Raw genomic sequence first — 16347 nt, 5'->3', positions numbered from 1 at the left:
GTTTTAAATACAGGCTTGGTTAGGCAAGCTAAGCCCTACGTCTTGGGTGTATTTTCCAATAAAACTTACATAACTGATGCAGACACGCTTAAAAAGTATTTTTCTGCTCCTGTACACCCTGCTCTTCTTAGCCGGGTGCGAAAACTACCCCAAAGACCCGGAGAAAACGCTGGAAAAAGTAACCAATGGCACTCTGGTGGTAGGGTATTCAGAAAATCCGCCCTGGGTAGTGAAAGGAGCAGCAGAACCTGCCGGCATAGAGCCAGAACTGGTAAAAGCCTTTGCCAAAAGCATTAACGCCAGCATTCAGTGGCAGAATGATACAGAGCAGAACCTGCTGGAAGAACTGGAGAAGAGAAAGCTGCACGTGGTCATTGCCGGTATCACAGATGATTCTCCCTGGAAAAGTAAGATCTCCTTTACCAGGCCCTTTGCCGAGGTGGCGAAAAAGAAGCACGTCATGGCCATTGTCATGGGAGAGAACGCTTTCACTATAAAGCTGGAGACTTTCCTGAACCAACAGAAAACAGCCCTAGAAAACAGAATCAGACCATGAATCCAATCAACAGATTTGAATACCCGGAGGAACTTCGGCCGGTTTTCCGGAAAGCAAAGAAACTGGAGTGGATCACGGTGGCGTATCTGGTCTCCACCGCGGTGGTGGTGTACCTGACTATGGGCAACTCCCAAGCCATGAAAACCGCCTGGTTTGAAGACTTACTGAGTCTTACACCCTCCATTTCGTTCCTGGTCGCCTCCCGCGTCTTTCACAAAAAACCTAACAAAGACTTCCCTTACGGCTACCACCGCGTAGTGAATATTGCGTACCTGTGCAGTGCCCTGGCCTTGTTTTGCGTAGGCGCTTTCCTTATCTATGATTCCGCCTCCACGCTCCTTAAACAGGAACACCCCACTATCGGTATCAAAGTCATCTTCGGGCAAGAAGTATGGCTGGGTTATCTCATGATTGCCGCCATGGTCTACAGCACGGTACCGGCCATGATTCTGGGCCGCCTGAAGTTGCCCCTGGCCAAGAAACTGCACGAAAAGAACCTCTATACCGATGCCGACATGAACAAAGCCGACTGGATGACCGGAGCAGCGGCCATTCCCGGCATTCTGGGCATTGGACTGGGCTGGTGGTGGGCCGATTCAGTAGCGGCTCTCATCATTTCCCTGGACATCATCAAAGATGGGTACACCAACCTGAAACAGGCCGTGTGTGACCTGATGGACCAGATTCCTAAAAACGTGGATGACCAGAAAACCGATCCTCTCTTTCAGCAGGTCAGGCAGAAATTGCAGGCCCAACCGTGGGTGAAGGAACACGCGTTCAGGATGCGCGAAGACGGCCACATTTACCTGGGTGAGGCCTTTGTGGTGCCGCAGGAAGAGACAAACCTGATGCCACGCCTAGAGCGACTGGCCGAGGAAATTGAAAGCCTGAACTGGCGCATCCAGGAGTTTGTGATCATGCCCGTCTCTAAACTACCCGAAACCGGGAACGAGGAAGGCAGACCAAACTAATAAGGAACACGGTGGAAAAGAACGTTTTAAGGCTTATTTCAGAAAGGAAGCCCTAAAACGCAGGCAAACAAAAAGCCTTGCCGGTGAGGGCAAGGCTTTTCTTATGTACTGGCCAAAAGGTTAGTCAACCTTCTGGTCTACTTTCTGAGCGCCTTTCTTGGCGGTGTTCTTTACTGCTTTCCCGGCTTTTTTAGCACCTTTGGCAGTAGCTTTGGCGCCGCTCACCGCCAGGTTCTTGGTACCTTTTCCCACCGATTTGGCACCGTGCCCAACTTGTTTGGCTCCGGTTTTAGCCCGTTCCTTGTTGGTCATGGCCTGGGTGGTGTCCTGAGCCGCCTTTACCGGAAGGTCAGTGGCCTGCGCGGAGTTCATCTGCAGTCCGGCAGCCAGAAACAAAGCCGCTAAAAATGTTACCTTTTTCATATGGGTATGTATTAAGTTCTTACTCTATTGCAGCTTATAAAACGGATTGAACACAGGATGGTTACCGTTGGGGGGCGTTCTTGTGCTGGGGAGAACAGATTTAAGAAATTAGAATTCAAGGTCTAAGCACTTAAGGCCAGGTACAGTGCCACCTGTTGCTTTAAAGAAGAACAGGTGGTGCAGGGTGGAAAGGCATTTTTGGGCTGTTTTTCAAACAATTGAAATTTTTCTGCATTTTGGTTGTAACGTAATCTTTTAGGGCCAGTTTCGCGTATAGCGGGCATTCTGACGCGTTATCCCGGATTTATTACATGAGTATAACTTCATCCGCCGCCCTTGGTGAGACAGCAAAGGAAGAGAACCTGCCTTTTCACAGGATCTTTGGCTCTTTGCCTGGATTGATCTTGATTCTGACCCCCCAGTACATAATCATGGGTGCCACAGATGCCTATTTGCGGGATACACTCACCGTGCGCGATGAAATTGCAGGCAAACACGTGTTTGAGGTTTTCCCCGAAAACCCCGAAGCCGCAGGAGCCATCAGCAGCCTGCGCCATTCTATTGAGCAGGTGCTGGCCACGGGAAAGCCCCATAAGATGGAAACCTTCCGGTACGATATCCCGGATCCGACCAATCCCAGCCGCTTCATTGAACGGTACTGGAACACCATCAACTCGCCGGTTTTAGACAGCCAGGGAAACATCAGCCACATCATCCACGAGACGGTAAACGTCACTGAGAGCGAAAAAGCCAAACAGCAACTGAGAGAAAGCCAGGAAAGGGAAAGAGAAGCCCTGGCTCAGGCCGAGTTGCAAAGAATAAGGCTGGAGCGCTTGTTTGAGCAGGCTCCCGCTGCCCTGGCAATGCTGGAAGGCCCGGAGCTGGTGTACAAAGTGCTGAACAAGTCCTACCAGCAGCTCTTCCCCGGACGGGCCTTGTCTGGACTTCCTTTGTTTGAGGCCCTGCCCGAACTCAAAAACCAACCCGTGGCCGATATCATCCGGAACGTCTACGAGACCGGCGAAACTTTTGAGGGGAAAGAAGTCCTGATTCCGGTGGCCCGCTACGAAGGGCAGGAGCCCGAAGACATCTATTGGAATTTCATCTACCAGGCCCTTTATGACGCCAGAGGTCAGGTGAACGGCATCCTTATCTTCGCGCTGGATGTGACAGGTTTTGTAGATGCTCGCCGGCAGATAGAGAAAAATGCCCAGGTATTGCAGGCCCTGAACCAGGAGTTAGAGGAACGGGTAGAGCGCAGAACCAAGCAGCTCCAGGCCGCTCAGTTTGAAGCCGAAAAGCAAAAACAACGCCTGGAACGCCTCTTCATGCGCGCGCCGGCCGCTATCTGTATTCTGGATGGGCCCACCATGGTGTATGAGCTGGTGAACCCCATTTACCAGGAGTTGTTTCCTGGGCGGCAGCTTCTGGGCAAACCTATTCTGGAGGCGCTCCCTGAGATCAGGAACAACCGCGTCTACCAGACCTTCCTGGAGGTTTACCAAACCGGGAAAACCCACGAAGAGCACGAGATGCTTATTCCGCTGGCTCGCAAACAGGGTGGAGAGCTGGAGCCGCGGTACTTCAAATACATTCAACAGGCCCGTTTCAATGAACAGGGACAGGTAGACGGCATTTTGGTGCTGGCCTTTGAGGTGACTGAGCAAGTGGAGGCCCGCAAGGCGGTAGAAGCCAGTGCCCGGCAGTTGCAGCTCATCACAGATTCATTGCCCGTGCTCATCAGTTATATAGACAAGGAAGAGAAGTACGGCTTTGTGAACAAAGCCTACGAAGACTGGTTCCCGCACAAGGCAGAAGGCTTCCTTGGCAAGCAACTGGCAGATGTGATCGGCCCGAAAGCCTACCAGAACGTGGAAGGTTACGTGCGGCGCGCCCTGGCCGGAGAACGGCTGTCCTTTGAGGCTTCTATGCCCTATAGAATTGGGTTCCAGAAACATATCCAGACCAGTTACGTGCCCGATGTCCGGAACGGGAGCGTGGAAGGTTTCTACGCCCTGGTGACCGATGTGACGAACCAGGTGGAGGCCCGTAGGGCGTTGGAGAAGCGGGAGCAGGAAGCCAATACCATGGCCGAAGAACTGGCCGTGACCAACGAGGAGCTGCGGGTTGCCAACCAGCAACTGATCCACACCAATTCAGACCTGGATAACTTTATCTACACGGCTTCCCATGACCTGAAAGCGCCAATCTCTAACATAGAAATGCTCATGGAAGAACTCCTGGTGGAGTTACCCACCCAAAGCCTTCAGAAGCAAGAGGTGGAAACCATCATTGCCATGATGCGCGGGGCCGTTGACCGGTTCAAAAGAACCATTGCCAACCTCACCGAGATTTCTAAACTCCAGAAAGAGAACGCCCAGGAGGCCAAAATGGTCAATCTGGAGGAACTGGTAAATGAGGTTAAGCTTGACCTGGAGCAGATCATTTCCAAATCAAAGGCGGAGATAGAAGCCTCGGTGAGAAATTGCTCCAGGGTGTCTTTCTCAGAGAAAAACCTGCGCAGCATTGTCTACAACCTGCTTTCCAACGCCATTAAATACTGCCACCCAGACCGGAAGCCGCAGATACAGGTAACCTGCCACCGCGAAGATGGATATCTGGTGCTCAGCGTAAAAGACAACGGCCTGGGGCTGAGCCCCGCGCAGCAATCCAAATTGTTCACCATGTTCCGCCGCTTCCATGACCACGTAGAGGGCTCCGGTGTAGGCTTGTACATGGTAAAACGCATTGTAGACAATGCCGGCGGCATGATTAAGGTAGAAAGCCAGTTAGGGGAGGGCAGCACGTTTCAGGTATTCCTGAGAGATGGCCACGCAGTCCCCCAAAACCTGCACCAGAACCTGGCCGAGGAAAAAAGTTAAGCCATTAGGTAGCTTTTCATCGGTGTAGATAACCGCTCTTTCTGTTCAGTTGCTTTCAATGGCATATCTTACTGCCAGCCACGGTACCGGCTTTGCCCTGTCTTGTTTTGCGCCTGTTTCTTAGAAAAGAAGCAGAAAACCGGCTTTTCAGGAATTTACACAACTTTCAGGTCCCGTAAGCGGTATTTCCTACCTTGCGGTCATATCTAATTTTATTCCAGGCTATCTGGAACCGAGTACCTATGGATTTTTCAACTATCAAGCTGGTAGCCTCTGACATGGACGGCACCCTGCTAGACCCCCAACATCAACTAAGCGAAGATTTCTATCCTATCTATTACGCTTTAAAAGAAAAAGGAATTCTGTTTGCCGCCGCCAGCGGCCGGCAATACTATAACCTGCTCAACCTGTTCAAACCCATCAAAGACGAGATTGTGTTCCTGGCCGAGAACGGCAGCTATGTAGCCTACCGGGGCCAGGAGATTCTGGTGCAGGCCATGGACCCCGCGGTGACTAAACAGACGCTGCAGAAAGCCGGAACCGTGCCTGGCGTGCACCTGGTCTTGTGCGGCAAGAAAACGGCCTATGTGGAGAGCAGCCATGAGGAGTTCAGGAGAAACGTGGACCTGTATTACGATGAGGTGCAGGTGGTGGAGAATCTGATGGACGTGGAAGACGATGAGTTCCTGAAAATTGCCATCTGTGACCTGGCCGGCGCCGAAAACAACAGCAACACGTACTTCCAGGCCGAACGGGAATACCTGCAGGTGACGGTCTCGGGCAGCATCTGGCTGGACATCTGCCACAAAGAAGCCAACAAAGGCAAAGCCATGGAGGTGCTGCAGGCAAGCCTGGGCATCACCCCAGAGGAAACCATGGTCTTCGGCGATTACCTCAATGACCTGAAGATGATCCAGAAGGCCTACTACAGCTTCGCGATGGAAAATGCCCATCCAGACATCAAAGCCGCGGCTCGTTTCCAGGCCAAAAGCAACAGCCAGAACGGGGTGCTGGAGGTCTTGCAGCAACTGGTGGCCGTGGAACAAAAAAGCTAAGTTCTGTTAGAGGGAATCTGGTTGCCTGCAGGATACGGCCCTGAGTGTTCCGTTTTACTGCCGTTCTCTGAAATTCGGGCCGAAAACAAGTAAACTTACCGGCATGAAAAACGCATCGCTTGCTTATTTGCTGGCCCGGTTGCCCATTGCGCTCAGCTTCTTCGGGCACGGGCTGGTACGCCTGCCTAAACTGGAGAAGTTCAGCCAATGGATGATGGGGCTGTTCCAGAAGTCCATGCTGCCCACGGCGCTAGTGCAGCCGTTCAGTTACGTGCTGCCGTTCGCCGAGCTGCTCATTGGCGCCTTGCTGTTGGTAGGGCTGTTCACCCGGCAGGCCCTGGTGGCGGGGTCGGTAGTCATCCTGATGCTCATTCTGGGTTCCTGTTTGCTGGAAGAATGGCAGAATGTGTTTGTGCAGATGCTCTACGGTTTGTACCTGGCCGGACTGCTGTTGTTTGTGGAACATGACCAGTACGCGCTGAACCATCGGCTACGCCGAAGAAGCTGACGTTTTGGGTCCGTTTTCGGGAAAAGAAACCAAAATCGCCCTGGCCGTATAACCGAGAAGATAAGTTTAAACGCCACTATCATGGATGAGCAATTATTACAGGCCGTGAACGAGGCCGTCTCTAAGAAGAAGTTCCTCAAGATACAATACCGCACGGAGCTGAATGAATACTTAAGCGTTACCTCCCTGATCAAGAAAATAGAAGAGAAAGAAGGCGGGTTGAAAGTAGAACTGGCTACCGGCGAGGAGATTCCCTTTGACCATTTGGTGAAAGTGGGCAACGTAGCCTCAGACCAATACAACAGCCGCGATTTCACCTGCGACTGTTAAGCTGTTCCTCGCCTGTTTATTGAATATTAGCCGAAATTCAGTTATTCTGATTTTTAACTTGAAATGTGATCAAAGCAAAACGGCGGTGAAGCAAGGATTTTTCCTGCTTCACCGCCGCTTGTGCTTTGTATGTAATCGTTAACTTCTGGCTTTTCCTTCTGCCATTGCTTAGAGGTGCATGGCTGGTCGGGTAGTGGTGGTTCTTCGGCTGTTATCCACGCTCCAGATGCCCGAGCCCTGGGCAGCGATGTACAGGAACAGGAAGCAGTATAGCACTGCCAGTTCTCCCTGGTTAATAATGGGCAGCCCACCCTGCGAGCCATGATACATGAAATAGGCTACCGCCATGGTACCACTGGCTAAAATTCCCGCAAAGCCGGTGAAGAAGCCAATCGCAATCATGATCCCCGTTACCAATTCAATGATGCCGCCTACTCCCGCAAGAGAAGCCAGTTCCACCGGGCCTTTGTCGCCGGGCCAGCCAAACAGCTTTTGGGTGCCGTGCATGGCGAACATAATCCCCGCTACAATGCGCAGAATGGCATAAAGATGGGGTGCGTATTTTCCTAGTGTTCTTTCCATAACAAAATTATCTAAGTGTAGCCCTTGCAGATATACTGAAGAAGCTGATTCATCTACAGATAATTTTACGATCTCTGCCAGATTCAGTTTTAGATAGTACGAGTATCCTTATTTCAAGACGGTTACTTCCTGGCTGGCCCTGATACCTTCTGAAGAACTTCCCACGATAACCCTGAACGTGTAGGCCTCTACGGTTCAATGCATGTTCTTGTCTAAGAGGGCCAGATTCTGCAGTTGCAAAGTGAATTTCACTGCTTTTTGTCCCGCCAGCCTGCAGAGTGATCAATCCAGTCGTTGTGGTAGATAAAGCTTTTTGCTCTGCCCGGTGGCTACGTGCATCGTGCAGAAAAAGCCCAGGGAGAGCAAGGCTGCTTTAGTTAAAAGCGCCTGAAAGAGGAATAGCTTAGGTTTTTTCTTCTTTAGAGAATTTTCAATTATATTAATGAATTAAAAGTATTCTCATAATCTGTTTGGGTCTGAAATCTACTTCAATAGAGAATTTATGAATAGGCGTTCCGCAGTGAAAGGGCTGCTGTTTGTAACGGGAGGGTTGGTGCTGCTGCCTTCCTGCATGATGGAAAGCGGGAAAGCCTCCATCGCGCTGAAACATCTGCGCATATCGGCGGATGATGAAAAGGTCTTGGCCGAAATGGTGGAAACCCTCATTCCCACCACTGATACCGCCGGAGGCAAAACCCTGGGTTTGCACAAATTCACCCTGAAAATGGTTGACGACATCTATTCTGAGGAAGACCAGGAGACTTTTACCGAAGGTCTGGATGATTTCCAGAAACTGACCAAAAAACAGATGGGTGCTTCCTTTCTGGAGTGCAGCCCCCAACAGCGGCAGCAGATGATTGCCCAGGTGAACGCCGGGAAAGCGCCCCAGGAAGTGCTCGGCTTCTACGCCATCCTGAAAGACCAGACCATCAAAGGATACCTGAACTCCAAACTGGTGATGACCAAGCTCCGGAAATATGAATTGGTGCCGGGCCGGTACATTGCCTATCATCCCGTGAAAACAACCCCAAAACTCAGCTAGGGTATGGCCAACCTGAATGTAGATAGTGTAAAGCAGCGCACCTTTGATGCCATAGTGATTGGCTCGGGGATGAGCGGGGGCTGGGCAGCCAAGGAGCTGACTGAAAAAGGCCTGAAAACGTTGGTGCTGGAACGGGGGCGTGACGTGAAGCACATCAAAGATTACCCCACCACCAATAAGATGCCCTATGAGTTTGAGCACCTGGGAGAACTGACTAGGGAAATAAGGGAGAAAGAGCCCATTGTGAGCCGCTGCTACGCGTTCCGCGAAGATGCCATGCACTTCTTCGTGAAAGATTCTGAGCAGCCGTATTTGCAGGAAAAGCCGTTTGACTGGATCAGGGGGCAGCAGGTGGGGGGCAAATCCTTGTTGTGGGCGCGCCAGACGCAGCGCTGGAGCGACCTGGATTTTGAAGGTCCGGCCCGCGATGGGTTCGCGGTGGATTGGCCCATCCGGTACAAAGACCTGGCGCCCTGGTACAGCTACGTGGAGAAGTTCGCGGGCATTGCCGGTAACCGGGACGGCCTGGTGGAACTACCCGATGGCGAGTTTCTGCCGCCTTTCCCGCTCAACAGCGTGGAAGACCACTTCAAAAAGCAACTCAAAACCCATTATGGCAACCGGCACGTGATCAGTGCCCGCTGTGCGCACTTGTCCCAGCCCAACGAGATCCACTTTCAGCAGGGGCGGGCGCAGTGCCAGAACCGAGTGCTGTGCCAGCGGGGATGTCCGTTTGGTGGGTATTTCAGCAGCAATGCCACCACCATTCCGTGGGCCGAGAAAACCGGTAACATGACCTTGCTGCCGCACTCAGTGGTGCAGGAAGTGATGTATGACGAGAAAGCCGGCAAAGCCACCGGCGTGCGCGTGATCCACGGCAAGACCAAGGAGGTAACCGAGTACTACGCGCCCATTATCTTTGTGAATGCCTCGGCCTTCAGCACAAACCAGATCCTGCTGAACTCCATCTCAAATAGATTCCCGAACGGCCTGGGCAACGACAACGGCTTGCTGGGCAAGTACGTGGCCTTTCACAACTACCGGGCCCGCATCACCGCCGATTATGAAGGATTAAAGGAGTTTGCCACCGATGGCCGCAATCCCGCTGGGGGTGGGTATATTCCGCGCTTCCGGAACCTGCACCAACAGGAGACCGATTTCCTGCGAGGCTACGCCGCGGGTTTCAGGGCTAACCGGAACCAGGAAGAAGTCCGCTCTGGTTTTGGCGTAGATTTGAAAAAACACCTGCTAAACCCAAGCTGGGGCATCTGGCAAGTGGGCTCTCACATGATGGGCGAAACTATTCCCAAAGCCGAAAGCCAGTTGAGCCTGAGCAAGAACCAGAAAGACGAATGGGGCATTCCGCTGTTGAACATCTCGCTGGGCTACGACGACAACGACGAGAAAATGATCCAGGATTACCATGCCCAGATGGAGGAAATGTTCACCAAAGCGGGCTTTACCAACATCCAGAAAACCGATTCCAAACAAGCCCCGGGCCTGGACATCCACGAGATGGGCGGCGTTCGCATGGGCCATGATCCCAAGACCTCGCTGCTGAACAAGTACAACCAACTGCATGCCTGCCCCAACGTGTTCGTGACCGATGGCGCCTGCATGACGTCCACCTCCACCCAGAACCCTTCCCTTACCTACATGGCCCTCACAGCCCGCGCCGTGGACCATGCCGTAAATGAGATGAAGAAGCAGAATCTATAAAATCTAAATTCTGCAAAAAGAACAAAGCTGCGTCGGTTGTTATCACACAACAAACGACCGCAGCTTTGTTTTATAGACTTTATAAAGTATCAGTCCTGACCAGATTCCATCCTCATTTTCAGGGTGTTTTCAGGAAAACCGGAGAGAAACCCGTCAACGCTTGAGTGAACAAGCTTTGGCTCTAAATTCTACCTTCTGGGCGTGTAGAAGGCTTTGAGAGAGACGCTTACATACTTGTCATTGGCTCCTAAAATGTTGCCTTCCGCCTGTCGGTTGTCAAGGTAATCAGTGGAAGGCATGTTGAGGGTAACTTCTGTGGCCAGGCTGATGCGCTCTGAGATACGGGCCCTCAGCCCGCCTCCAACCGGAATCACGAAGGCCACCGCCGGGTATTTCCGGGCGGGCAATGCCTCCTGTTCGCCGTTGTAAGATTTAACCTTGTAGCCCAGAAAACCAACCCCACCTTTCAGGTAAGGAACCAGTAAGATCTTCCCTCTGAAGGTTCTTTCATACAACCGCGCCAGGGTGGGTCTGCTGGCAAGATGCACAGTAACCGAACCCGTGCCCGATACCAGGTCTGCGCAATAGGAGCAATCTTCCTCTAAAGTGGCCGGTTGGTCGCCTCGTATGCGGGCGTACTCCAGGGTAGTCATGGCTCCCACGTAGGGCGAAAACTGGTACATGAGTCCGGCGGTGATGGTAGGGCCATATCCTTTTATCTTCACTTTCTGCACCAAGCTATTGTCTACGCCACCCCGATAATCGCTGTTCATGACGGCTACGCCAATACCGGCATTGTAGCTCAGTTTGTTGGCCTCCCTGAAAATCCGGTCCATGTTGTTGCGTAGAACCGTTTTTTCAAAGTCCTGGGCCTGGGTACGGAGTGGGGCCGCAAGCATAATACTCAGCAGCAGGCCTACCAAAAAGGACGGGCCACTGAGCCTCATCAAACAAGTTTTAGGAAGCGTAGAAACAATCTGCTGAGGGGTAGGGGTGGAATTAGGGCTATGGATTATCGGCCTTTCCGCGATCTTCACCATTTCAAAACATAAAAGCCTGTTACATCACGTCTATTTTCCGGGGGAAAGTAGCTTTCAGGAAAAGCTCGGCTTCCCGGAAACATCTATTCAGAAGTCATGTTTGTAAACGGAACGTCTACACGGCGCGCCATAAATGCCTGTCAGAACCGTTGGTTGGATTTTTAATGGTTCCGGCTGATTTACTTTCTGAGGGGTTGCAAGTGCTATACGTGTATAACTAAAGAAAGATAAAGTTGAGTATGTGGCGCCGCAGAATACTACAAAATAGACCAAAAAACTTGTGTACCGCAGGCTGCAGCTGGTAAAAACAAGGAGGTTCGGGCGTTTTAGGCCTGATTTTAGGTAAGCAACCCCGAAACGCCCGAACTCCATTGGAGGCTTCTTTGAGTTAAGGCACCAGCTCAAAGAAGGCGCGTTTGCCAATGCGCACTTTCACGGGTTCTTTGCCTACCTCAACGGGGCTTTGGGAATCGGTGACTTTGGTGCCGTTGATGGTGACGCTGCCGGCTTCAATGAGGCGTTTCAGATTAGAGCGGCTTTCTTCGATTTTTAGCTCTTTGCACAGATCCAGCAGGCGTAGGTTTTCAGGCTGGTCAATCCCCAGCGCCGCCAAGGAAACGCTGGTGAATTCCTTTTCCTCAAACTTCTTGTTCTGGAACTGGTTCTGGAAAAACTCCTGTGCCTGTTGCGCGTCCTCTGCAGAGTGGTACTGCTGCACCACGTTGAAGCCTACCTGTTTCTTGATGGCCATGGGGTTCTCGCCCTGGTTTAGTTGCTGCAGCAAGCCCTGTTTCCCTTCCGGAGTGAAATCGGTGACCAGGTGAAGGTAGTCAGGCAGCAGCGCATCGGGGATGGACATGATTTTGCCGAACATTTCGTGAGGGGCATCGGTGAGGCCCACAATGTTGCCCTCAGATTTACTCATCTTCGCCGAGCCGTCAATGCCTTTGAGCAACGGCATACAAAGCACCGCTTGTCCCGGCAGGTCCTGGCCTTCCTGCAGTTGGCGGCCCATGGAGCAGTTGAAGAGTTGGTCGGTGCCGCCCATTTCAATATCAGCGTGGATCATCACCGAGTCCTGGCCTTGCAGCAAGGGGTACACCAACTCGTGCAAAGAGATGGGCAGGCCTGTGGAAAAACGGTTATTGAAATCGGTGCGCTGCATGATCTGGGCCAGCGTTACCTGCGAGAGCAGCTTGATGGTCTCGGTCATGTCCATAGAGCCCAGCCACTCAGAATTGTAGCGGATCTCGCATCTGTTTACATCCAGGATTTTGGAGAGCTGGTTCACGTAGGTCTGGGCGTTGATTTGTACCTGCTCGGCGCTCAGCGGCGGACGGCTTTTATTTTTGCCGGTAGGGTCACCGATGCGGGCCGTAAAATCCCCGATGATGATGACAATGGTGTGCCCCAAGTTCTGGAACTGCCGGAGTTTCTTCAGTACCACCGCGTGGCCCAGGTGCAGGTCTGGCGCGGTGGGGTCAAACCCCAGTTTGATGATGAGCTTTCGGTTCTCCTTCTGGGCCAACCCCAGTTTTTCTTCCAGGGCGTTGTCTGGCAGGAAAATCTCAACGTTTTCTTTTAATACGGTTAGTGGTTCTGCGGCATTCATGCGCTTACAAAAGTTAAGTGAAATGGTTTTTGCTTGAAAAAAGCGCCAGGCAGGACAGGGCAGAAAACAAAAAAGCCCAGGTCCGTGAACCTGGGCTTCTGTATGAGTAAGTGAGTTTTTCTACATCAATACGTATAGCAATCCCAGGCTACGGCTATTGGGTAATAGGTAGAGTAGGCTGAGTAAGGATAAAAGGATTGCTGATGAAGGGTCATCTGTTTCTTCTTGATCAGGGCAAAGGAAAGCACTCTTTTTTACTTCTCCAAATGAATCTGTGAGTGCATCGCTTTGATTCTAAGGTAGAACTACTTTAACTGGTGCGTGTGGCCAATGGCTGGCAGCCAAATAATAGCCTTATTTTAAGGCTCTTTTCCTGAAATCAGGCCAGAAACTGGCGCTGTTTAGCCCAGCAGAACCTTCGCCAAAGCCACCGCCGTCATCAGCAGCCAAATGGAGTTTAATACCCAACTGGCATGGGCTTTCTTGAAAACGGCGTAGATGATCAGGCAAAAGCACCCGATGACGTTCATGAGCAGGTATTGGATAGATTGGCTGCCAATCACGTTGAGGCTGTTCAGACTGAACGCCGAAAGAGAAAACAGCGCGCCTGCCCAACCAATGGCTTCTTGTATGTACTTTCGTAGAGATAACATGGTATTCAACTTTATGCAAAGGACGGGCTATGCCACGGCTCTAAAAATGCCAATGTTGGATTGATTGATGCATAAACCAAATTACTGCCCGTGGACCTGCAACAGATAAAGTATTTCCTGGCCTTGGCCGATGAGCTGCATTTCTGGAATACCGCCGAGAAAATGTTCATTACGCAGTCGGCGCTGAGTCGGCAGATCAAGGCCCTGGAAGAGGAACTGGGCGTAACCCTTTTTGAGCGGAGCAAACGCAGCGTGAAGCTCACCCAGGCCGGCATATTTCTGCGCGACCGTTGGCGGCCCCTGCTGGAGGAAATCACGCGCACGCACCGGCAGGCCCTCAAAATCCACGAAGGCGCGTACGGTTCCATCAGCATCGGGTACCCGGGCTCGGTGGCGTACGGGTTCCTGCCCGAGGTCATTTCCCGCTTCTCCCAGACCTTGCCCGAGCTGAAGGTGGAACTGGTAGAACCCACCGACATCAGCTTTGAGGAACTGCTGCTGAGTTTCCGGATGGACCTGGCCTTCCGCCGTGACCCCGCCGAAAACCCCGCCCTGAGCTCTATTTGCCTGTATTCAGAGCCCTTCGCGTTAATTGTGCCCCAAGACCATCCCTTAACTGAGCAGAATTTCACCGGCTTGCAGGACGTGAAAGACGAGAAATTCATTATGTCTGGCCTGCACCAGAAGACGTTTTATGTGAATAGTCTGCAGGAGATGTTCCTGGCGAATGGGTTCACCCCCAACGTGTACATTGAGTCTGATTTCGGGGGCATGATTCTGAGTCTGGTGGCGCGGGGGTTAGGCGTATCGGTGCTGCCCAGTTCCTACGCCTTCGGTGCCCCGCCCGATGTGCGTTTCATTCACTTGCCGCAGAAGGTGAACCTGTACGTCACCTGGCGCAAAGACGACGCCAGCCCCGTGCTCAGAAACGTTCTGGAACTGGTGCAGGCCATCGCGCAGGAGTATCAGGAAGGATCCCAGAATGTGATGTTCTAGGTACTTGTTTATGGCAGGTAAATGCCTTCAGATGTAGTATGAACGTACGCGCCTTATGTCCCCCTTTGAAGGGGGTAGGGGGATGACAGGGGCGTTTTGAGCCAGAACTTTGCTTATTTAAAGCTATTATCTTCTGCTCTGGGATTCTAAGAAATACCTAAATCTGCAGGAGTCATCATCCCCCTACCCCCTTCAAAGGGGGACGGAATGCGTGCACAGTGTAGTGAAGAGAAAGTGGGTTAAGAGAGCAGGGGTTTTGCCAGATATTTTGACGCCTTAGATAAAGTTAACCAGAAAGCATCTTTTCAACAACCCAGTTCAAAAAAGCCTTCCACCGGCGGACCCGTCGAAGAACGATCTCTGCCGGTGGAAGGCGCTGTAGCTTTACTTGAGTTGTGGCAAGCTTAGGACTGGGGAGTGCTGTTCCAGATGTCTTTCTGCAGTTTCCAGTCTCCGTTTTCGCGCTTCCAAACCACCATGTATTTGCCCTGGTCCATGGGTTGTCCGGCATCGCCTAGTAAGGTGTAATGGCCCAGTTCTATGGCGGTCTGTTCCAGTTGTTCCACTTCCACGGTGTCCAAAATAATGGACTTGATTCCTGCATCCATGGCGCCTTGCCAGAATTGCGCAATGGCTTCCCGGCCGCGTACGGTTTCAAAGCCGGCGGGCATCAATACCGCGGTTGGGGTGTAAAGCGCGGCCAGGCCGGTGGCATCGCCCCGGTTGTAGGCATTGGTGAATTCACGGCAGAGCCGTTTGATTTCATCGGTGATATCAATGCTGAGTGTTTCCATGCGTTTTAGTGGATTGAATGGAATAGAATTGAACGTAAGCGCCGGTGCATCAGGAAGTCACTGAATCAGGCTATTTGCCTCTGCCCGATCTGTGGTTTTCTTCCCGCCAGGGATTCCAGAAACTTTCAATGGTGGTTCAGTTCTGTGAGGGCGTAGAACTTGAGGTGGAGAGTACCGAAGAGCCCGCAGGAGGGCGTACAGGGCGAGGTAAATTGAAAAAGCAGCACTTTCTGTTAGCTTCTATGAAGTTAGAAACAAATGCCGGATTTAAGAACAGAATTGGGTTAAAGTTGCAGGAAGAGCTGAATACAAGACGCAGAGGAAATCAGTGCCTAAATTGGAAGTAAGTGACTAAATCAAAGAGCCGTTTCCTGCCCGTTTTACCAAAATCAGGAAGGAAACGGCTCTTTAAAATTGCGCAAGTACCCTGTTAAAAGAAGGTAGACCTACTTCAGGGAAACAAGTACCTGAGTAAAGATGAGAAAGAGACTGGCCAGTTAAGCAGCAGGGGGGAGCACACGCAGGTTAGTTTTTCAATGTGTAACCAATAGCTATACCTCCCCAAGGAGCCAAAGGGCTATCGGTAATGTATTTGATGTCTTTTCTGGTTTGTATAATGGGAGTAAAACCAGCTTTGAAAAACAGACCTCCATCACTTCTTTGATAACGATAACCCAATCTCACCAATGGGAAAATAGAATAATTAGTCCTGTCAAAATCAAATTGTTTCTCAATAGATGGGTTCACCCCAACCCCTATTTCTAAGTGATGATTGCCCTTACCATGCAGGTAAGACAATTCTAAGGGAAACGAATACATATGATAGCCGCCATTTTCAATGATGCCGGTGTTTTTGAGGTACATGCCTCCAATGCGTCCGGCCAGTTTAAACGTTGGTTTATTGACTAAAATCCGGTCATAGTTCAGGGAGTAAACAAGACTATTGCCTCCAATTTCCAAAAAGACAGTGTTTCTGCTAATTTTTTCAGGAGGGGTGGTACTCTGCGCATGCAAAGAATTCATGATGAAGGCAAAAACAAGAGTGGGTAAAATTTTTTTCATATAAGATAATTAGTGATGCAATTTTGGATAGTTAATGCCTTTAGGTTGGAATCAAATAAACGTTGTTTCTAGGTTGATTTTTGGAAAGTGACTCCTTTTCAACCCTGAATAAACTCAGAAAA

16 protein-coding genes are annotated in these 16347 nt (G+C 51.2%); 9 read left to right on the top strand and 7 right to left on the bottom strand.

Features of this window, described 5'->3' with window-relative positions; all coding sequences use genetic code 11:
• Positions 1-76 precede the first annotated feature (76 nt).
• Together JT719_RS07110 and JT719_RS07105 are read left to right on the top strand one after the other, a co-directional pair.
• The gene (locus JT719_RS07110) at positions 77-556 is read left to right on the top strand and encodes a transporter substrate-binding domain-containing protein (protein ID WP_207432057.1); all 480 of its coding nucleotides are present in this window, start codon (positions 77-79) and stop codon (positions 554-556) included.
• Entirely contained in the window at positions 553-1527 is a 975-nt protein-coding gene (locus JT719_RS07105) for a cation diffusion facilitator family transporter (protein ID WP_207432056.1), read from the top strand. Before JT719_RS07110 ends, JT719_RS07105 begins: the two co-directional genes overlap by 4 nt.
• A 120-nt stretch (positions 1528-1647) precedes the next feature.
• On the opposite strand, the gene JT719_RS07100 is transcribed toward JT719_RS07105, so the two are convergent.
• A complete protein-coding gene (locus JT719_RS07100) occupies positions 1648-1950 on the bottom strand; it encodes a hypothetical protein (RefSeq protein WP_207432054.1) in 303 nt (100 codons plus the stop codon).
• Positions 1951-2261: 311 nt separating this feature from the next.
• Here JT719_RS07100 and JT719_RS07095 point away from each other — a divergent pair, with 311 nt between their 5' ends.
• The 4 genes from JT719_RS07095 to JT719_RS07080 all read left to right on the top strand — a co-directional run bounded on the left by JT719_RS07095 (position 2262) and on the right by JT719_RS07080 (position 6725).
• On the top strand, positions 2262-4832 hold the full coding sequence (locus tag JT719_RS07095; RefSeq protein ID WP_207432052.1) for a PAS domain-containing sensor histidine kinase: 2571 nt from the start codon (positions 2262-2264) through the stop codon (positions 4830-4832).
• 242 nt (positions 4833-5074) lie between these two features.
• The gene (locus tag JT719_RS07090) at positions 5075-5887 is read left to right on the top strand and encodes a Cof-type HAD-IIB family hydrolase (protein ID WP_207432050.1); all 813 of its coding nucleotides are present in this window, start codon (positions 5075-5077) and stop codon (positions 5885-5887) included.
• 103 nt (positions 5888-5990) lie between these two features.
• On the top strand, positions 5991-6395 hold the full coding sequence (locus JT719_RS07085) for a DoxX family protein (protein WP_207432048.1): 405 nt from the start codon (positions 5991-5993) through the stop codon (positions 6393-6395).
• A gap of 81 nt (positions 6396-6476) precedes the next feature.
• On the top strand, positions 6477-6725 hold the full coding sequence (locus JT719_RS07080; RefSeq protein WP_207432046.1) for a hypothetical protein: 249 nt from the start codon (positions 6477-6479) through the stop codon (positions 6723-6725).
• A 168-nt stretch (positions 6726-6893) separates the two neighbouring features.
• On the opposite strand, the gene JT719_RS07075 is transcribed toward JT719_RS07080, so the two are convergent.
• The gene (locus tag JT719_RS07075; protein ID WP_207432044.1) at positions 6894-7307 is read right to left on the bottom strand and encodes a DoxX family protein; all 414 of its coding nucleotides are present in this window, start codon (positions 7305-7307) and stop codon (positions 6894-6896) included.
• Positions 7308-7809: 502 nt separating this feature from the next.
• Between JT719_RS07075 and JT719_RS07070 the strand changes: the two genes are divergently transcribed.
• Both JT719_RS07070 and JT719_RS07065 read left to right on the top strand, forming a co-directional pair.
• Positions 7810-8349 carry a gluconate 2-dehydrogenase subunit 3 family protein gene (locus JT719_RS07070; RefSeq protein ID WP_207432042.1) on the top strand — a complete coding sequence of 180 codons (540 nt, stop codon included), beginning with the start codon at positions 7810-7812 and terminating at the stop codon, positions 8347-8349.
• 3 nt (positions 8350-8352) lie between these two features.
• Positions 8353-10068: a GMC oxidoreductase gene (locus JT719_RS07065; RefSeq protein ID WP_207432040.1), complete on the top strand. Its 1716-nt coding sequence runs from the start codon at positions 8353-8355 to the stop codon at positions 10066-10068.
• 188 nt (positions 10069-10256) lie between these two features.
• Here JT719_RS07065 and JT719_RS07060 read toward each other — a convergent pair whose 3' ends face one another.
• The 3 genes from JT719_RS07060 to JT719_RS07050 form a co-directional block, all read right to left on the bottom strand.
• A complete protein-coding gene (locus JT719_RS07060; RefSeq protein WP_207432038.1) occupies positions 10257-11015 on the bottom strand; it encodes a hypothetical protein in 759 nt (252 codons plus the stop codon).
• A gap of 481 nt (positions 11016-11496) precedes the next feature.
• Positions 11497-12720: a tyrosine--tRNA ligase gene (tyrS, locus tag JT719_RS07055; protein ID WP_207432036.1), complete on the bottom strand. Its 1224-nt coding sequence runs from the start codon at positions 12718-12720 to the stop codon at positions 11497-11499.
• 401 nt (positions 12721-13121) lie between these two features.
• Entirely contained in the window at positions 13122-13373 is a 252-nt protein-coding gene (locus JT719_RS07050; protein ID WP_207432035.1) for a CBU_0592 family membrane protein, read from the bottom strand.
• A gap of 90 nt (positions 13374-13463) precedes the next feature.
• On the opposite strand from JT719_RS07050, the gene JT719_RS07045 reads away from it, so the two are divergent.
• Complete coding sequence (locus JT719_RS07045) at positions 13464-14369, top strand: LysR substrate-binding domain-containing protein (protein WP_207432034.1); 906 nt, start codon at positions 13464-13466, stop codon at positions 14367-14369.
• 404 nt (positions 14370-14773) lie between these two features.
• Here the strand turns inward: JT719_RS07045 and JT719_RS07040 are convergent, their stop codons facing one another.
• A complete protein-coding gene (locus JT719_RS07040; protein WP_207432033.1) occupies positions 14774-15163 on the bottom strand; it encodes a YybH family protein in 390 nt (129 codons plus the stop codon).
• A gap of 525 nt (positions 15164-15688) precedes the next feature.
• Positions 15689-16225: a hypothetical protein gene (locus tag JT719_RS07035; RefSeq protein ID WP_207432032.1), complete on the bottom strand. Its 537-nt coding sequence runs from the start codon at positions 16223-16225 to the stop codon at positions 15689-15691.
• Positions 16226-16347: the final 122 nt, after the last annotated feature.

It is taken from the genome of Sabulibacter ruber, from assembly GCF_017355955.1.
Lineage (GTDB): Bacteria > Bacteroidota > Bacteroidia > Cytophagales > Hymenobacteraceae > Nibribacter > Nibribacter ruber_A.
The sequence above is the reverse complement of the archived record's forward strand: the minus strand, read 5'-3'. Positions and strand labels throughout refer to the sequence as shown.